This is a genomic window from Enterococcus sp. DIV0294 (assembly GCF_050558155.1).
Lineage (GTDB): Bacteria > Bacillota > Bacilli > Lactobacillales > Enterococcaceae > Enterococcus > Enterococcus faecalis.
Window position 1 is genome coordinate 2,117,350 of sequence record NZ_CP187889.1, and the last position, 16,861, is coordinate 2,134,210.

Sequence of the window (16,861 nt, forward strand, 5' to 3'; positions counted from 1 at the left end):
TCCGAAGCGATTAAAAAATGAATCATTTACATTCATTTACTCAACACTTACCAGATTTTACACCTAATCCGAAGAAAGGCAAGCAAATATGCGAAAAAGAATAAATTTACATTTTTAACGTCGGTTATTTTTTAATGTTCGGCTGATTTGTCGGTCAACTTCCTTACGTTTCAAGTCTTCACGCTTGTCATACTGCTTTTTCCCTTTAGCTAAACCAATCAAAACTTTGGCATAGCCGTCTTTAATATAGACCTTCAAAGGTACTAATGTGATACCTGTATTTTTGGTTTCGCCGATTAACTTATTAATTTGTTTTTTGTGTAATAATAATTTTCTGGTACGTAATGGGTCATGATTAAAAATATTTCCCTGTTCATATGGACTAATATGAACATTATACAAAAAGGCTTCTCCGTTTCGAATTCGTGCAAAACCATCTTTTAAATTGATACGACCATTACGAATAGATTTGATTTCTGTTCCTTGTAAAACAAGACCTGCTTCAACCGTATCGATAATTGAATAATCATGTCTAGCTTTGCGGTTTTGTGCGATTAATTTTCCTTCCCCTTTTGGCATAAGCGACCTCCTCTACTTCTTCTTTTTCCCTTTTTTATTTTTTTGTTTCATTGCTTCTTTATAAAAAGGTTGTTTTTTGCCTTTGCCTTTTTTCTTATTTTTCTTTTTCTTACCATCAAATGATTCATCTTTTTTATTTCTTCGTTGATTATTTGAACGAGTTGAAGAATTGGCTTTACCTTTTTTACGTCCTTTTAGTCCTTCGACTGGCGCGACTTCCTCAGCTGAAATCAATTCAAAATCAACTTCTCTTGTTTCTGGATCAGCTTTTTCAACACGGATTTGAACTTTCTGACCAATTTTCAAAGTCATTCCCGTCCGTTCACCAACTAACGCCATATGATTTTCAATAAAGTGGAAATAATCTTGTTTTAAGTTGTTCACGTGAATTAAGCCTTCTATTGTATTAGGCAGTTCCACAAAGATACCAAATTTTGTGACTGAGCTGATAATCCCGTCATACGTTTCTCCCACTTTATCTACCATAAATTCGGCTTTCTTCATGGCGTCCACTTCACGCTCTGCATCAACTGCGCGACGTTCCATACTTGAACTATGATTGGCAATTTCTGGTAATGCTTCGTTCCATTTTTCTTGATTTTTTTCAGATTGATCTTGGCTATAGCTGCGAATCAAACGATGCACAATTAAATCTGGATAACGACGTATTGGTGAAGTGAAATGCGTATAATATTCAGCAGCCAACCCATAGTGTCCGTAGTTGTCTTCTGAGTATTTCGCTTGTTGCATACTTCTTAGTAACATCGTATTGATAACCACTTCTTCCGGCTTATTTTCAACTTGCTCTAAAACTTTTTGTAAATCTTTCGGTGAAATGTTTTCTTTTGTTCCTTTAACAAGAATGCCAAGTACTGCAGCAAAGTCAAAGAAACGTTGCATTTTTTCTTCTTTTGGTTGTTCATGAATCCGATAAATGAATGGCAGTTTTAAGTCATGATAATGACGCGCCACAGTTTCATTCGCTGCCAACATAAAGGATTCAATTAATCGTTCACCCACGCCACGCGTGCGTAAAAGAATATCTTGGGGATGACCATTTTCATCAACTAGGACTTTGGCTTCACGATCTTCAAAAGAAATCGCACCACGGCGCATACGCATCTCTTCTAATATATGGTGCAGCTCGCCCATCTCTTTAAACATGGGAACTAGCTCTTTGTAGCGTTCTAACGTTTCAGGTTTTTGCTCTTCTAAAATTTCATTGACTGCTGTATAGGTCATTCGCTCCGTTGTTTGGATTACACTTTGGAAAATTTCATGCGAAATAACTTCTCCTTCTGGTGTAATTTCCATCTCACAACTCATGGTTAAACGTGGAACATGTGGGTTTAGCGAACAAATCCCATTTGATAATCGCTGCGGAATCATTGGCACAACTCGGTCTGTCAAATAGACACTTGTGCCGCGTTCATACGCTTCCATATCCAATTGGCTTCCTTCAGTTACATAATAAGAAACATCTGCAATATGCACCCCTAAAAAGAAATTGCCATTTGCTAACTTTTGTACCGTTACTGCATCATCTAAATCTTTCGCATCTTCTCCATCAATCGTCACAATCAACTGATCACGTAAATCCCGACGACCGACTAAATCGCTTTCTGCAATAGTTTCTGGTACTTGGTCCGCTTCAGCCAAAACTTCATCAGGAAATGCTGTGGGAATTCCATGAGCCACCACGATTGATAAAATATCCATTCCTGGATCATTTTTATGACCAATCACTTGTTTGACTAGTCCTTCCATACTCGTTGGATATTCTTGATCTGGATAATAGGTAATTTCAGCAATGACAATGCTACCATCTACTGGCTTAATCCCTTCAGGTGCAATTGATACAGTATACTGATTCAATTTCTTATCTTTGGGAATCATGTAGCCATACAGTCCCATTTCTGCCATTTCTTCTTCACTATATGCCACAAATTCTCCGACAACTTGGCTCACTGCTCGCTCTTTAATTTCTTTGACTTTACCTTCTGCGCCGCGATCTGAAAAAGGATCCGCATGTTGGATCACGTCGATTAAAACCGTATCTCCATCCATTGCAAAGTTCGTTGCCTCTTTAGGAATGTAAACATCTGGTTCTTCAGGATCGATGGTCACGAAACCAAAGCCTCGTTCATTTGCACGAAACGTTCCTTCTATTAATAAGTCTTTCATTGGTAACAGGACTTTGCCTTTTTTGTTGAAACTAACTGACTTTTCTCGTTCCATTTGTGCAATGGTTTGCACTAAAATTTTAAAATCTGAACTTTTTTCTAAATTCAAGCCTTGTGCAATTTCTTCCATTGAAAAGCTTTTCTTTTTTTGGCTTTCCATGAAATGTAAAATTTGCTCTTTAATTGTTTGTTTTGTCATTATTTCTCCTCATTCCAAGGTAGTGTTGCTAAAAATTGCACCACATCTTGCTCTAATTGTTTGTGTTCTCCACTCACCGTAATGACATGTCCGCTGTTTGGGTACCATTGTAAGGTCACACGTGCTTGTGTTAGCGCTTGGGCCGTTTGATAGACGCCCATTGGCTCAATCATTTCATCTTTGCCAGCTTGCGCTAAGAAAAGAGGTGCGTGGATTTTGTTTAGTTTGTCAGCCGTCTGACTAGCAATCGTTTCAATCGCTCCTAATTGTTGTTTGACTCGTTGCTCAATCGATTGCAACCGGCTTTGTTGTTCCTCTGCAGGAACTTCTGCGATTTTCATCACGTTTTCTGCGTATAATACAAAATTTTCTGGGACTTTATTTTCGACAGGGTAGATCGGTGAACAGAAAAATCCACCACCAATTAATCCTGTTAATTGTTCCGTTAATGCATGCATACTGAAAATCCCGCCCATTGATAAACCAAAAATGGCAATTTCTTGGTAACCTCTTTCTCTCAAAAAAGCGACTGCTTCTTGTGTATCTTGCCACCATTGTTCCGTTGTTTGATCTAAAATATCTTCAGGAACTAGCGTGCCATGTCCTGAAAAATTAGGCGAATAGACAGTATAATTTTCTTTTTCTAAACGTCTGCTTAACATCCGTACATCATTACTGCTGCCAGAATAAGCGTGTAATAAAAGGACCGCCCGTTTTCCTTTTTCTGAAAATAACGGCTTCGGTAAATTGATTTTTTTTGCCACTTCGCTCACCTCAGCTTCATTCTATCATATTCTCAAAAGAAAACCTTCCGAAATGATAAGTTTCAAAGACTTTTTCAGAAAGAAAAAGAACAGAAAAATAAGTGTCCGCACTCATCTCTCTGTTCTAAACTTGTCATTTTAAAAGATTACGTACTTATTTTGAAGATAAGAACGCCAAAACAAATAATAAAATCATCCAAATTGCGCCAAGAACTGCTGTTGAGCGTTGCATAACAGCTTCAAAACCGCGCGCTTTTTGCTTCCCAAATAATTTATCTGCACCGCCAGTGAAGGCACTTGCTGCACTGTTTTGTTTGCTTGGTTGCATCATAACAGTAATGACGATTAAAACAGATAAAATGATGACCAACGTTAAGATTAGATTATACATGCGTTAATTCTCCTTTTTATACAAATATGCGAAATTCATCTACTTTAATGTAGCATATTTTATCTGTAAACACCAGTGAAATTTAATGTCTTTCCTTATTTGTCTCTAATAGCAACAGCCGCAAGTAGGAATCAGATTTCTACTTGCGGCTGTTGCTAGTTTCTTCTTTATTTTCTCAATACGTCTCCGTATTCAGGTTTAGTATCAAATTCTTTTTTGGCAAATGGACATAGCGGAATAATTTTTTTATGCTCTTTTCTCGCTTTTTCAACACCGGCTAAAACAAGTTTTTCAGCTAATTTTTGTCCACGATAACTTGGATCAACAAACGTATGATCAATAATCATCATGCTTTCGCCAGCGTCTGACCAAGTCATTTCACCAATTTCTTGGTTTTCATCGTTATATAGAGCAAAACGATTGTTTTCTTCTTTAATTTGCATATTCGTTCCCTGCTTTCCGAATATATTTTAGAGCCCCACTTGGACATGAATCTACCACAATCATGTCATTTTCAACACTTCCGTTATCTGGAATAATCCATGGTTTCCGACCAACTTCAAAGACTTCTGGATTTCCGCGAACACAATTACCAATATGTTCACAAATATCTTTATTATAAAAGATATCAATTCCTTTCCCAGTATATTTACGGTAGCCTTCTTTTAATAGTTGTTCTTCCGTGACTGGTTGCCCATCTATTTGGTTTCCTTTCATTGCACAATCTCTCCCCTGTAACTTATTAATATTAAAAACGTACCTTTATTTTACCACTAAGCTGGACATTCAGGCAATTAATTGTTCCACCTTACTTGCCAATTCGACGAGCACGCAAAGCAGATAAGATTGACACAGTGTCCACGACTTCTTGTAGCATAGCCCCGATTAGCGCCGGAATGATCCCGGTACTAGCAATTAGCATTAGTAAAACGCAGATAAAAATTCCGATTAATACAGATTGTTTGGCAATTTTCATGGTATCTTGGGCAATTTCGACCGCTTGGCTGACTTTACTTAAGTCATCTTTTAAAATAACAACGTCAGCAGTTTCACTAGCCGCAGTAGCTCCATGAGCGCCCATAGCAATACCTACGTCTGCAACAGCAAGCGAAGGTGCATCATTTACACCATCTCCTACCATGATGACTGGATGATTTTCTTTAGGCAATTCTTTTAAAATGGTTAACTTATCTTGTGGTAAACATTCCCCATGTACTTCGGTAATTCCTACTTCTGCAGCAATCGTTTCTGCGACGGATTCTTGATCCCCCGTCAGCATTAAAATTCGTTGAAGATGTAATTGGTGTAATTTTTCCATAGTCTCTTTTGCTTCTGGGCGTACAGTGTCTGTAAAAGTAATTCGCCCTAAATATGTGCCATTACGTGAAATATGAATAGTCGTTTTATCAATTTTTTCAGTTGCTTGAGACTCTTGTGTCACAAAATTCTTTTTACCTACCCGTATCTCAGCACCATCCACAAATGCCTTCACGCCAGCACCAGAAACTTCCGCTAGATCTGTAATATTTTTTAATGGGACATCTTGCTTTCTGGCATAAGCAACAATTGATCTAGCTAAAATATGACTTGATTCTTGTTCCACGCTTGCTGCCAATCCCACTAATTCAGCAGCAGTTATTCCAGCATTGACTGGTTGGACTTGATCAACAGAAAGTTGTCCTTGCGTAATCGTGCCTGTTTTATCAAACGCAATCGTTTTTGCAGAAGCTAATTTTTCGACCATCGTTCCCGATTTAATAACGACCCCATGACGACTTGAACGACCCATCCCTGCCACTAAAGCAATTGGGGCAGATAGAATTAAAGGACACGGCGAAGCAACCACTAAGACTTCCGCAAAGCGTGTCGGACTTTTCGAAACAAACCAAGCAACACCTGCAATTAGGTAGGCAACTAGTGTAAAAGGTACCGCATAGCGGTCTGCTAAACGTACAAAATGAGCTGGACGTGCCGCAGATTCTTTCACTAAGTTCACAATTGTTTGATATTGACTGTCTGCTACAGTTTTTTCAGCAACCATTTTCAAAGAGCCATCACCATTCACGGAACCCGACATTAATTCATCCCCAGGATTTTTTTCAATTGGTTTTGATTCTCCTGTTAATGAAGATTCATCGACTGTTGATGTCCCGGTTTTTACCAAGCCATCAACTGGAACTAGTTCCCCTGGTTTTACTACTAATTCATCGCCAACATTGATTTCCTCAACAGAAACATCTTCTAAATTTTCGCCATTCAAGCGATGAGCTTTTTGTGGCGAGTTATCCAATAATGACTTCAGCTCTTGGTTAGCTTTTCCAGCGGCATAGTCTTCTAATGAATCACCACCAGTCAACATAATTAAAATCATCAAACTGGCCCAGTATTCTCCCACAGCTAAGGTTGCAACGATAGCGGTAATCGCTAAAATATCGACACCATATTTTCCTTCACGTAAGGTTTGAATCATTTCCCAGAACATCATTAACGCCATTACAGAACCTGTTATTAAAATAATGCCATACGCCCAATTCGGCTGATGTAAAATAAATTCAAATAATAATGCCAAAACTCCTGTTATAATTGTAATCCCCAATTTTGTTACATGCTTCATCTCTTTTTCTCTCCCATCATTCACTTTACATTATTGAGCGTACCTTTTCTGTTTTGAAAAAGAAAGTGAAAACGCCTAAATGAAAACGACTTTCATTATCATAGGATAGTTGCTGTAGCAACGTTTACTTTCTGAAAAGTAGTTATGTAAAAAAAACACAGACCATCGTTCATTCGCCGATGGTCTGTGTTTTTATTTCCAAAAATCATCAAAAATTGTAATGGGTAAATGCCGTTTGTGTTGTCCTTTTTTATACCAGTTTTCAATTGTTTGTTGATCTGTTTCCGAGACTTTTTTGCCTTCCAAATAGTCATCAATGGCATCATACGTGACACCTAAGGCAACTTCATCTGCAACTAACGGTTTGTCATCTTCTAGATCAGCTGTTGGTATTTTTAGATACAAGGCTTCTGGTGCCCCAAGTTCTTTCAGCAAAGCTTTTCCTTGGCGCTTATTTAAACGAAATAACGGTAAAATATCCGCTCCGCCATCGCCATATTTGGTGAAGAAAGCTGTCACATTTTCGGCTGCGTGGTCTGTGCCAATTACTGCGCCAGCATTTTCGCCAGCTACTGCATATTGTGTAATCATACGTTGACGTGCTTTCATGTTCCCTTTATTAAAATCGCTAATTTGAACACCAGCGTTTTCTAGCGAACCAACCATTGCATCCACTGCTGGTTTAATATCCACTCGTAAAGAAACATCTGGCTGGATAAAGGCTAGCGCGGCTTGTGCATCAGCTTCATCTGCTTGCTCACCGTATGGAAGGCGAATCGCAATAAATTGATACGACATATCTCCTGTTTCTTCGCGCATTTCAGTCATCGCTAATTGTGCTAAGCGACCAGCTAATGTTGAATCTTGTCCGCCACTAATTCCCAAGACAAAGGTTTTTAAAAAAGGATGTTTAGTTAAATAAGCTTTCAGAAAATCAATACTTTTACGAACTTCTTCTTTTGGATCAATTGTCGGTAAAACACCTAACTCTTGAATGATTTTTTCTTGAAGTGTTGTCATTTCTAGGCCTCCTTATTCACCGTTTCCGTTAAATGTTTAACGTCTTTACGCACTTTTTCCAATAAATTCATTTTGTGGTTCCAACAATCTGTTGAAAGGTCCACTGGATATTTCTGCGGATTCAAGTCCCGCTTGTATTCTTCCCAAAGTGAATCTAAATTTTCTTTTGCATATTGTTTAATTTCATCTAAAGTTGGTAATTCGTACACACGTTTTCCTTCAACGAAAATATCCTGGAGTACTGGCCGTGCTTCAAAATCACGGACATACTTATTAATAAAGGTATGAACGGGATGGAACATATAAATTTCTTCTTCTTGGCGAGGATCTTCATTCCAAAGTGTCACATAGTCCCCTTCTGACTTTTTATCAGATTTACGTGTAATGCGCCAGACTTGTTTTTTTCCTGGTGTTGTCACTTTTTCAGCATTGCTAGATAGTTTAATGGTATCTTTCATTTGACCATCTTCACCTTCAATTGAAACTAATTTAAACACCGCTCCTAAAGCCGGTTGATCATAGGCGGTAATCAGCTTGGTACCCACGCCCCATACATCAATTTTTGATTTTTGCATTTTTAGATTCAAAATCGTATTTTCATCTAAATCATTCGATGCATAAATTTTTGCTTCAGTAAAGCCAGCTTCGTCCAGTTGTTCACGAACTCGTTTAGAAATATAAGCCATATCGCCACTATCAATCCGCACACCTAGGAAATTAATTTTATCCCCCATTTCTCGAGCTACTCGAATTGCGCTTGGCACTCCCGCTTTCAAAGTATCATACGTATCAACAAGGAAAACGCAATCCCGATGTGTTTTGGCATACGCCATGAATGCTTCATAATCATTTCCATACGACTGAACCAATGAATGGGCATGGGTCCCACTAACCGGAATACCAAAAATTTTACCAGCACGAACATTACTTGTCGCGTCCGCCCCACCAATATAGGCGGCTCTTGTGCCCCAAATGGCAGCATCTAATTCTTGTGCCCGGCGTGTTCCAAATTCCAATAAAGGATCATCGCCTATCACGGATTTAATTCGAGCCGCTTTTGTCGCAATTAATGTTTGGAAATTCACCATATTTAGCAAGGCAGTTTCTACCAATTGACATTGTGCCAAAGGACCTTCAATTTGAATTAACGGTTCGTTATTAAAAACCAAATCCCCTTCTAAAGCAGAGCGTACAGTACATTTAAATTCAAAATTTGCTAAATACGTCAAGAAATCTTCTGGATATTCTTCAACTTCTCGGAGATATGCAATATCAGATTCTGTAAACGTTAAATTTTCGAGATAATTGACTAAACGTTCTAAACCTGCAAAAATTGCGTAGCCATGATTAAAGGGCATCTCTCTAAAGTAACATTCAAAAACAGCATGTAAATCTGCTCTCCCTAATTCCCAGTATGTTTGCATCATATTGATTTGATACATATCTGTATGCAATGTCAAACTATCATCTGCATATGTATAGTTCATCGTTTTCTACCTCTATTCTTTGTATTAAAAACTTGTTTATATTATAACAAAAAAATTTTTTTTAGCCTAAAATCTGCTTAGACCTCTTTTTCTTTAAAAATGAAAAATTTACTGAAGAAATAATTTAAAATCACTACTACAACTTGTGTAATCATTTTCGCCCAAAACGATGAAAAATGAATGCCATCAATTAGGAGAATCATTAAACCCATATCAGCCACAAAAGATAAAATTCGGTACCAATAAAATAAGCCCATTTCTTTAAAAAAACCAGCTATGCTTTCATGCTTACTTGCGAATACCCAATATTTATTCGTGAAAAAGGCAAATAGAACAGATAAAAACCAACTAATTGTGTTACTTATCTTGTAATCCAGCCCTAACACATTTTGACAAACAAAAAATACAACTAAGTTGACGACAGTCGTTGCACCACCAAAAAATAAATAAGCCAGTACTTCTCGGTATTTACGAAATAATTCTTTCAATTTTCACGCATCCTTTCAACTAATCATTTTATCAAACTTCGGCAAGAAAACCTATCTATTTTGTGTAAAGACACAATTCTCTTGCTAATTTTACTATTTATTAAGTATTTATGAAAAACATAGTAAGAGAAGAGGAGAAGTTCATCCATGGATGAACTTCTCCTCTTTTTACTTCATAATACTCAGTAGACTCTGTTTTTGAGTCATTCGCTTTACCATTTGATTGCTCTGCTGTTTTCAAAGCATTAGTCACCGATTTACTGATTATTAGTGATTGAAGTAACGCTTGTTCTTTCGGTTCTAGAGAAGTCGCCGCTGTATGCTGAGGAATCGTGATTTTTTGGCCAATATAAAACATTTCTTGAGTCTTTGAATTTTGTTTTAAAATGGCTGTTGCTGACACACCAAACGTCTGGCTAATGGTGGCGAGAGAATCTCCTTTGCTTACTTCATAGATGACTGCTTCTTTTTTTAGCTGTTCTTTGACTGCTTCCTTATCAAGCGAAGGTTTCTTTTCTTCTGCCAAATTAGTCACTACTGGTTTCTTCTTTTCTTGATCGTATTCAGTTAATTGATAGGTTTCAATCAACGCGTTTAATTTTTTATCGTAATATGTATCCGTTGCATAACGACCTGTTAAAAATTTTGTTGCCTGCTGATAATTCGTCGTGTTTACTTTCAAAACGCCGTGATAAAACGTTGGATTACCAGCCAGCCCATTGATGATTAATTTACTATAGTCTGTTAATGACTCTTTATAGGATGGATACTGACGAAAATCGGCATGAATGGTGGTCATCTTCCCTTTACCATCATCTTCTTGTGTGGGAAAGCTGACACTTTGACCTTGATAAGCGCCTTTAATGCCAAACAAATTATAATTAGGCGGCGCTGCTAACGCACTATTGCCCGAGCCACTTTCTAAAATAGCTTGAGCTATCATGACAGAAGCGTATAGATCATGTTGCTGACCAATAACTCGTGCTTCTTCACCAATTTTTCTAATAAACTCAGAAGTAGAAGCATTCTCTTGAACAACAAAATTTGCCTCGGCTTGTTGTTGAATTCCTGCTTGCTTTTCCTTTTCTTGACTATTGTCTATCTCTGAATGTACCAACGGCTCTTTGGTCTTTTCAGTTAATGTAGAATTTTGTGGTTCCTGATTATGAGGTGACTTCTCAGTGAGCGCTTTACGCTCTTCAGATACTGGTTGCTCATTTTGTAACGATTCGGTTGGTTTAGTACTAGCAATTGGCTTTTCTTGTGGCGGTAAACTATTTTCAGATTCTGAAGGTTCCACATTATTTTCCTGATGGTCACTGCTGTCATCTTGTATTGAACTTTCTTGTTGTTCAGACGAACTTATTACTGTTTCGTTCAGCGTTGAAGAAGTAAGAGTTCCTTGGTCTTGATTGACTTGGTCCGCTCTTTTTTCTTCCAGCACTAGCTGTCGGTTTTCGTGACTCGTTTCGGTCTCCTCTTGAGCGATTAATGGTTCCGAATTGTAGTAACTGGCGCCAGCATAAGTCCCTAAGACTCCAAGACATACCAACTTCAAATATCTTTCCTTTCTTTTTTTCATCGCATTTCTCCTTCATTTACCTCTTTATTTCTGCTAATAATTGCTCTATCTGTTGGTACATTCCTGTTGATTCATTCTTGATGGTTAGCATTTGTTCACAATAAGCTTGGTACTCTCTTGCCACTTGCTTCATGCGCGTTAAAGTTGCTAAACGTTGTTCCATTTCTTCATGAACTGTTGCAACTTGTTGGTTGGCTTGACTAATTGTTTCTTTTGCTTGACGTTTGGCTTCTAATAACACTTCGCCAATTTCTTTTTGAGAAAGCGTAACGGCTGTGTCTAAGTTCTCTTCGCTAGTCTGTCTCTGTTGTATCTTTGCTTCAGACAATTGTTTCTGTAAAGAAGTGATAGTTGTTTCTTTATCCGTTAATGTTTCTTTAAGCTGTTCAAGTTGCACGTCTTTTTCGACTACTTGTTTTCGTAATGCTTCCACTTCATTGGTTTGCATTAATAATTGATCCGTTAGTTTTTTTATGGATTGCTGATATAGTTGATTTTCTTCTTCTAGTTTTTCAGCAAAAGAAAACGATTCTTCCGACAGTTCAGTCGGCACTTGTTGCTGGACCTGTTTTACTTTTGCGGATTGCTCTTTTGCATAAACGAACTCGTCATCAAAGCTTGCTTCTTCTGTTACCGTTGGTTGTGCTTTCATCGATTGTTCATTTTCAAAATCCGGCATCTTCTCATACTCCTCATCTTCATTGTTTTTAGTCAAAAATTGCCACATTTGTTTCTCCTCCTTCGTACCTTTTACACCGTTAACATATAGCCTTTTGAGCGAATTGTTTTGATATATTGTGGTTTGTTCACATCTTGTTCAATTTTTTTACGCAAATGGAAAATCACATTAGCGACACGATATTTTCGTTCATTCGCAGTATCTTTCCAGACATTTTTGTAGAGTTCTTCATATGTAATTGTTTGTCCTGCGTGTTTGTATAAATACTCTATTGTGAAAAATTCCAATTTTGTTAAAAGAATTTCTTCTCCACTTCCCAAGCAAACACTCAAATTTGGCGCAATTAAATACAATCTCTCAGAAAGATTCTTAGTAACTGTTTGTTCCTCGTTTGCAATAGCTAATTTAGGATAAAAACGTCTTTTTACACGTTGCAATAAATTACTCATGCTTAACACGCATTCTTGGCGATCATAAGAATGATCAAAAACGCCATCTGCGCCTAATTGTAAATAAATAATTCGATTGACTTTACTAATTGCTTCTGTCCGAGAAAATAACCAAATTGGCAAGTCTGACTGCTTGCGAATTGTCATTAATAACTCACAACAAGTATTTACTTGCTGGTGATCAGTAACTTCAATCACTAATCCATCAATATGGTGCAAATGAAGAAGTATATTTGTTCCTTGGATGATCTGACATTCTACTTGATTACTAACAAACCAATTTTGACAGTATTCTTTTGTTTCAATTGTCAAAGGGACGACACCAATTGTATATTTTTCCATTTTTTTACCTCAATCTTCCTAATATTCTCCTTCAAAATATAATAATTTTTATTTATATTCTATTAATAAATAAAAATCACCAACTACTAATTTTTCAAAAAATGATTGTTATTACTAAATTTTATCGAATAAAAACAAGGTTGTCTAGCTAAAACGAAACCTTTAAATTATCATCTTTTTTGTTAAATGAGTAAATATTTGAGAAAACACTACAAGCAAAGATATTATTTAGATTATTTATTCTTTATGTAAAAAAAAGCTTACGATTTTTCAATCGTAAGCTTTTAGAATACTTTTTTATTTTTACATCATACCGCCCATGCCCATTGATGGATCCATCATAGGAGCTGGTGCAGCTGGTTCTGGTTTGTCTGCAACAACTGCTTCAGTTGTTAATAATAAAGCTGACACAGAAGCTGCATTTTGTAAGGCAGAACGAGTTACTTTTGTTGGATCAACAATACCGGCTTCAACCATGTTTACCCATTCACCGTTAGCTGCATTGAATCCAATACCTAAGTCAACATTTTTTAGTTTGTCAACAATCACTGATCCTTCATAACCAGCATTTTCAGCGATTTGACGGATTGGTTCTTCTAATGCACGAACGACAATCTTGATCCCTGTTGCCACATCGCCTTCAGCTTCTAGCGCAGCGACTTTACCAATTACATTGACAAGTGCAGTACCACCACCAGAAACCATGCCTTCTTCTACAGCGGCACGTGTTGCGTTTAACGCATCTTCAATTCGTAATTTTAATTCTTTTAATTCTGTTTCAGTTGCAGCACCGACTTTAACGACAGCAACCCCGCCAGCTAATTTAGCTAAACGTTCTTGTAATTTTTCACGATCAAAATCAGACGTTGTTTCGCCGATTTGGTTTTTAATTAAATGAACGCGGGCATCAATGGCTTCTTTTGAACCAGCACCTTCAACAATTGTTGTGTTATCTTTGTCGACAACTACTTTGCTAGCATTTCCTAAGTTTTCAATAGTTGTGTCTTTTAACTCTAATCCTAAGTCGTCAGTGATTACTGTACCACCTGTTAAAATAGCAATATCTTCAAGCATCGCTTTGCGTCGGTCACCAAATCCTGGCGCTTTTACTGCGACAACATTAAATGTACCACGGATTTTGTTCAATACTAATGTTGGTAGAGCTTCTCCATCAACATCATCCGCAATGATCAATAGTGGACGGCTTTGTTGTAGAATTTGTTCTAATAAAGGTAAGATATCTTGAATATTTGAGATTTTTTTGTCGGTAATTAAGATATATGGATTTTCTAAAACAGCTTCCATTTTATCGTTGTCAGTAACCATGTATTGAGATAAATAACCGCGGTCGAATTGCATTCCTTCAACCACATCTAATTCTGTTTCAATCCCTTTTGATTCTTCAATGGTAATTACGCCGTCGTTACCAACTTTTTCCATTGCATCGGCAATTAATTGGCCGACTTTTTCAGAACCTGATGAAACAGCAGCGACTTGTGCAATCGCTTCTTTTGAATCAACTACAGATGAAATATTGTGTAATTCTTCTACTGCTGTTTTTGTTGCTAATTCAATCCCACGACGAATACCTAATGGGTTAGCTCCAGCAGTTACGTTTTTTAAGCCTTCACGAACAATGGCTTGTGTCAAAACAGTCGCTGTTGTTGTTCCGTCACCAGCAATATCATTCGTTTTAGAAGCAACTTCTGAAACTAATTTTGCGCCCATGTTTTCAAAATGATCTTCTAATTCAATTTCCTTAGCAATTGTTACTCCATCGTTAGTAATCAATGGTGAACCAAATGATTTTTCTAAAACAACGTTACGACCTTTAGGGCCTAATGTCACTTTCACTGTATCTGCTAATACATCTACTCCGCGTAGCATTGCTGCACGTGCATCTTCTGCAAATTTAATCTCTTTTGCCATGATTTCTTCACCTCATAATTTTTTTCTTCTATTATATTATTCTGTAAAAGTTGTTTATTATTCAACAGTGGCAATAATGTCTTTGGCTGATACAATTAAGTATTCTACGCCTTCGTATTTCACTTCTGTTCCTGAATATTTTTCAAACATTACTGTGTCACCAATTTTTACTTCCATCGGAACTTTTGTGCCATTTTCAAGCACACGACCTTCACCTACTGCGATAACTTCACCTGTTTGTGGTTTTTCTTTTGCAACGGATGCAAGAACAATTCCTCCAACAGTTTTTTCTTCTTCTTTCGCGACTCTAATTACGACGCGATCGCCTAATGGTTTTAACACAATAAATCCCTCCAAATAAAAAGTTTTCGCTTATTTTAGCACTCGATACACAAGAGTGCTAACTCACACTATTTATAATACTCATTTCACTCTAAAAATGCAAGTCTTTTCTCTCTTTTTCTTGTCAATTATAAGATACGCATTTTTTATTGAGTATTCTTTTTTCATGGAATGTTTTTCCAATCCTTTAATTCATGGTAAAATAAATTGACTACGATTGGAGGCGAATAAAATGAAACAACGTTTACTTACAGCATTAATAGCAACATTCGTTTATTTTGTGATAGCGAATTTAGGAAATCTTGTTTTCAGTGTCACAGAAGGAATTGTTTCGACACTTTGGGAATCTCTTTTCTTTTTCTTATTCGTTTTTCTTTTATTAGGATATCGCAATAATCGTAAAAAATAATTATAGAAAGGATTAACCATGACCTTAAGAAAATCAAGTTTATTTATTTTAGTCACATACATTATCGCTTTTTTCGGGCCGTTACTTTTTTCGGGTATTTCTCCCAATGCAGCGATCAATGTGACAACTGCTCTCTACATTATTGGTGCCCTTGTAATGATTGGCATCTTTTTAAAAACCACAGAACCTTCTCCTTTAGAGGAAACCGCAACCTTGAAATCACCTATTTTTATTTTTTTACTAGGTGTTAGTGGGATTTTCATTGCCATGCTGATTCAAGGCGTTACTTTCGCCATTGAAGTAGCCATCACAGGAGAACAAGCTACTTCTCAAAATACACAAGCTATTGTAGCGGTGATTTTGGCAAATCCTTTATTTATTTTGGCAACTACTATCGGTGGTCCGATTATGGAAGAATTCGTCTTTCGTTATGCATTTATCCATTTAATCCAGCCTTTTACAAATTTCTGGATTGCGGCTACTGTTAGTTCGGCGATTTTTTCACTCGCACATGCCGATGGTCACTTTTTTGTTTATTTCTTTATGGGATTTTTCTTTGCTCTTTTGTACAAGCAAACGGGAAAAATTTGGACCTCAATTATTGCCCATTGCGGCATGAATACGATTGTGATTATTGTTCAACTACTTTTGCATAATGGTGCAATTCAATAAGAAAAGGGCCTTCGTCTAAACGACTAGGCCCTTTTCTTTTGCTTATTCTTCTTCGTCAATCAATTCGTTGTCATGATGTAAGAAATAAATTAATGTTTGTAATTCGTTGGTTAAGTCAACATTTTGAATTAATACTTCAGGTGGCGCTACTAAACGCGCAGCCGTAAAGTTTAGAATTCCTTTAACCCCTGCTTCGGCAAGTTTGTTCACAACTTCTTGCGCTTTGCGAGCTGGAATAGTTAAAATAGCTACTTCGATTTGTTGAACACGGATTTGTTCCATCATATCTTCCATTGGATAAACCGGAATACCGTCAACAATGCGTCCCACAATATCTTCATTCACATCAAATGCGCAACTTACACGAATACTGTTGCTTTGATGGAATTTGTACTTTAATAAAGCACTTCCTAAATTACCAACCCCGATTAATGCGACATTGGTTAACTCATCTTCATTCAATGTTTTTGCAAAAAAGTTCATTAAGTTTTCAACATCATAGCCGTACCCACGTTTACCTAATTCACCAAAATATGAAAAGTCACGACGAATAGTCGCACTGTCTACTTGTACCGCTTCACTTAATTCAGTTGATGAGACTTTATTTTTTCCTGTATCATGTAACATTCTTAAGTAGCGATAATATAAAGGAAGGCGTCGCGCCGTTGCTTTTGGAATAACTTGATCTTTCACAATTGGACCTCCAATACTTTCACTTAAATCTTATCCATT

The 16,861-nt window shown here is 37.0% G+C and carries 18 protein-coding genes; 2 read left to right on the top strand and 16 right to left on the bottom strand.

All coding sequences use genetic code 11. The features are described from left to right. Positions 1 to 114 precede the first annotated feature (114 nt). The 15 genes from smpB to groES all read right to left on the bottom strand — a co-directional run bounded on the left by smpB (position 115) and on the right by groES (position 15,048). A complete protein-coding gene (gene smpB, locus IGJ20_RS10290) occupies positions 115 to 579 on the bottom strand; it encodes an SsrA-binding protein SmpB (protein WP_002356550.1) in 465 nt (154 codons plus the stop codon). Between the two features lie 12 nt (positions 580 to 591). Then, the gene (gene rnr, locus IGJ20_RS10295) at positions 592 to 2,961 is read right to left on the bottom strand and encodes a ribonuclease R (protein ID WP_002388384.1); all 2,370 of its coding nucleotides are present in this window, start codon (positions 2,959 to 2,961) and stop codon (positions 592 to 594) included. Continuing rightward, a complete protein-coding gene (locus IGJ20_RS10300) occupies positions 2,961 to 3,734 on the bottom strand; it encodes an alpha/beta hydrolase (RefSeq protein ID WP_002384145.1) in 774 nt (257 codons plus the stop codon). Before IGJ20_RS10300 ends, rnr begins: the two co-directional genes overlap by 1 nt. Before the next feature lie 145 nt (positions 3,735 to 3,879). Continuing rightward, a complete protein-coding gene (gene secG / locus IGJ20_RS10305; protein ID WP_002356546.1) occupies positions 3,880 to 4,116 on the bottom strand; it encodes a preprotein translocase subunit SecG in 237 nt (78 codons plus the stop codon). Positions 4,117 to 4,283: 167 nt separating this feature from the next. Next, on the bottom strand, positions 4,284 to 4,559 hold the full coding sequence (locus IGJ20_RS10310; RefSeq protein WP_002388385.1) for a GNAT family N-acetyltransferase: 276 nt from the start codon (positions 4,557 to 4,559) through the stop codon (positions 4,284 to 4,286). Then, the gene (locus IGJ20_RS10315; protein ID WP_010710643.1) at positions 4,549 to 4,833 is read right to left on the bottom strand and encodes a (4Fe-4S)-binding protein; all 285 of its coding nucleotides are present in this window, start codon (positions 4,831 to 4,833) and stop codon (positions 4,549 to 4,551) included. Before IGJ20_RS10315 ends, IGJ20_RS10310 begins: the two co-directional genes overlap by 11 nt. Positions 4,834 to 4,924: 91 nt before the next feature. Further along, on the bottom strand, positions 4,925 to 6,754 hold the full coding sequence (locus IGJ20_RS10320) for a heavy metal translocating P-type ATPase (protein WP_161970842.1): 1,830 nt from the start codon (positions 6,752 to 6,754) through the stop codon (positions 4,925 to 4,927). A gap of 168 nt (positions 6,755 to 6,922) precedes the next feature. After that, positions 6,923 to 7,750 carry an ammonia-dependent NAD(+) synthetase gene (nadE, locus tag IGJ20_RS10325; RefSeq protein WP_002356540.1) on the bottom strand — a complete coding sequence of 276 codons (828 nt, stop codon included), beginning with the start codon at positions 7,748 to 7,750 and terminating at the stop codon, positions 6,923 to 6,925. A 2-nt stretch (positions 7,751 to 7,752) separates the two neighbouring features. Continuing rightward, positions 7,753 to 9,237, bottom strand: coding sequence for a nicotinate phosphoribosyltransferase (locus IGJ20_RS10330; protein WP_077932753.1), 1,485 nt, complete (start codon positions 9,235 to 9,237; stop codon positions 7,753 to 7,755). A 77-nt stretch (positions 9,238 to 9,314) separates the two neighbouring features. After that, the gene (locus IGJ20_RS10335; RefSeq protein WP_002356537.1) at positions 9,315 to 9,725 is read right to left on the bottom strand and encodes a GtrA family protein; all 411 of its coding nucleotides are present in this window, start codon (positions 9,723 to 9,725) and stop codon (positions 9,315 to 9,317) included. Between the two features lie 100 nt (positions 9,726 to 9,825). Next, positions 9,826 to 11,307 (bottom strand): glucosaminidase domain-containing protein, encoded by a 1,482-nt coding sequence (locus IGJ20_RS10340; RefSeq protein ID WP_126254655.1) that lies wholly within the window; start codon positions 11,305 to 11,307, stop codon positions 9,826 to 9,828. 16 nt (positions 11,308 to 11,323) lie between these two features. Next, complete coding sequence (locus IGJ20_RS10345; protein ID WP_126254656.1) at positions 11,324 to 12,034, bottom strand: hypothetical protein; 711 nt, start codon at positions 12,032 to 12,034, stop codon at positions 11,324 to 11,326. Positions 12,035 to 12,057: 23 nt separating this feature from the next. Beyond that, positions 12,058 to 12,777, bottom strand: a complete 720-nt coding sequence (locus IGJ20_RS10350) for a response regulator transcription factor (RefSeq protein WP_161970841.1) — start codon at positions 12,775 to 12,777, stop codon at positions 12,058 to 12,060. Between the two features lie 303 nt (positions 12,778 to 13,080). Then, entirely contained in the window at positions 13,081 to 14,706 is a 1,626-nt protein-coding gene (groL, locus tag IGJ20_RS10355) for a chaperonin GroEL (RefSeq protein WP_002362559.1), read from the bottom strand. Between the two features lie 57 nt (positions 14,707 to 14,763). Continuing rightward, positions 14,764 to 15,048 carry a co-chaperone GroES gene (gene groES, locus IGJ20_RS10360; RefSeq protein WP_002356531.1) on the bottom strand — a complete coding sequence of 95 codons (285 nt, stop codon included), beginning with the start codon at positions 15,046 to 15,048 and terminating at the stop codon, positions 14,764 to 14,766. Between the two features lie 232 nt (positions 15,049 to 15,280). Here groES and IGJ20_RS10365 point away from each other — a divergent pair, with 232 nt between their 5' ends. Continuing rightward, positions 15,281 to 15,457 carry a hypothetical protein gene (locus IGJ20_RS10365; RefSeq protein WP_002356530.1) on the top strand — a complete coding sequence of 59 codons (177 nt, stop codon included), beginning with the start codon at positions 15,281 to 15,283 and terminating at the stop codon, positions 15,455 to 15,457. Between the two features lie 18 nt (positions 15,458 to 15,475). Then, positions 15,476 to 16,129 (top strand): CPBP family intramembrane glutamic endopeptidase, encoded by a 654-nt coding sequence (locus IGJ20_RS10370; protein WP_002356529.1) that lies wholly within the window; start codon positions 15,476 to 15,478, stop codon positions 16,127 to 16,129. Positions 16,130 to 16,171: 42 nt separating this feature from the next. Here IGJ20_RS10370 and IGJ20_RS10375 read toward each other — a convergent pair whose 3' ends face one another. Then, the gene (locus tag IGJ20_RS10375; protein ID WP_002356528.1) at positions 16,172 to 16,822 is read right to left on the bottom strand and encodes a redox-sensing transcriptional repressor Rex; all 651 of its coding nucleotides are present in this window, start codon (positions 16,820 to 16,822) and stop codon (positions 16,172 to 16,174) included. Positions 16,823 to 16,861: the final 39 nt, after the last annotated feature.

Coding starts and splice junctions, on each gene's coding strand:
- IGJ20_RS10345 (WP_126254656.1), bottom strand. CDS start 12,034: ATGTGGCAATTTTTGACTAAAAACAATGAAGATGAGGAGTATGAGAAG.
- nadE (WP_002356540.1), bottom strand. CDS start 7,750: ATGACAACACTTCAAGAAAAAATCATTCAAGAGTTAGGTGTTTTACCG.
- IGJ20_RS10365 (WP_002356530.1), top strand. CDS start 15,281: ATGAAACAACGTTTACTTACAGCATTAATAGCAACATTCGTTTATTTT.
- IGJ20_RS10350 (WP_161970841.1), bottom strand. CDS start 12,777: ATGGAAAAATATACAATTGGTGTCGTCCCTTTGACAATTGAAACAAAA.
- rnr (WP_002388384.1), bottom strand. CDS start 2,961: ATGACAAAACAAACAATTAAAGAGCAAATTTTACATTTCATGGAAAGC.
- IGJ20_RS10310 (WP_002388385.1), bottom strand. CDS start 4,559: ATGCAAATTAAAGAAGAAAACAATCGTTTTGCTCTATATAACGATGAA.
- groL (WP_002362559.1), bottom strand. CDS start 14,706: ATGGCAAAAGAGATTAAATTTGCAGAAGATGCACGTGCAGCAATGCTA.
- smpB (WP_002356550.1), bottom strand. CDS start 579: ATGCCAAAAGGGGAAGGAAAATTAATCGCACAAAACCGCAAAGCTAGA.
- IGJ20_RS10330 (WP_077932753.1), bottom strand. CDS start 9,237: ATGAACTATACATATGCAGATGATAGTTTGACATTGCATACAGATATG.
- IGJ20_RS10315 (WP_010710643.1), bottom strand. CDS start 4,833: ATGAAAGGAAACCAAATAGATGGGCAACCAGTCACGGAAGAACAACTA.
- IGJ20_RS10370 (WP_002356529.1), top strand. CDS start 15,476: ATGACCTTAAGAAAATCAAGTTTATTTATTTTAGTCACATACATTATC.
- IGJ20_RS10340 (WP_126254655.1), bottom strand. CDS start 11,307: ATGAAAAAAAGAAAGGAAAGATATTTGAAGTTGGTATGTCTTGGAGTC.
- secG (WP_002356546.1), bottom strand. CDS start 4,116: ATGTATAATCTAATCTTAACGTTGGTCATCATTTTATCTGTTTTAATC.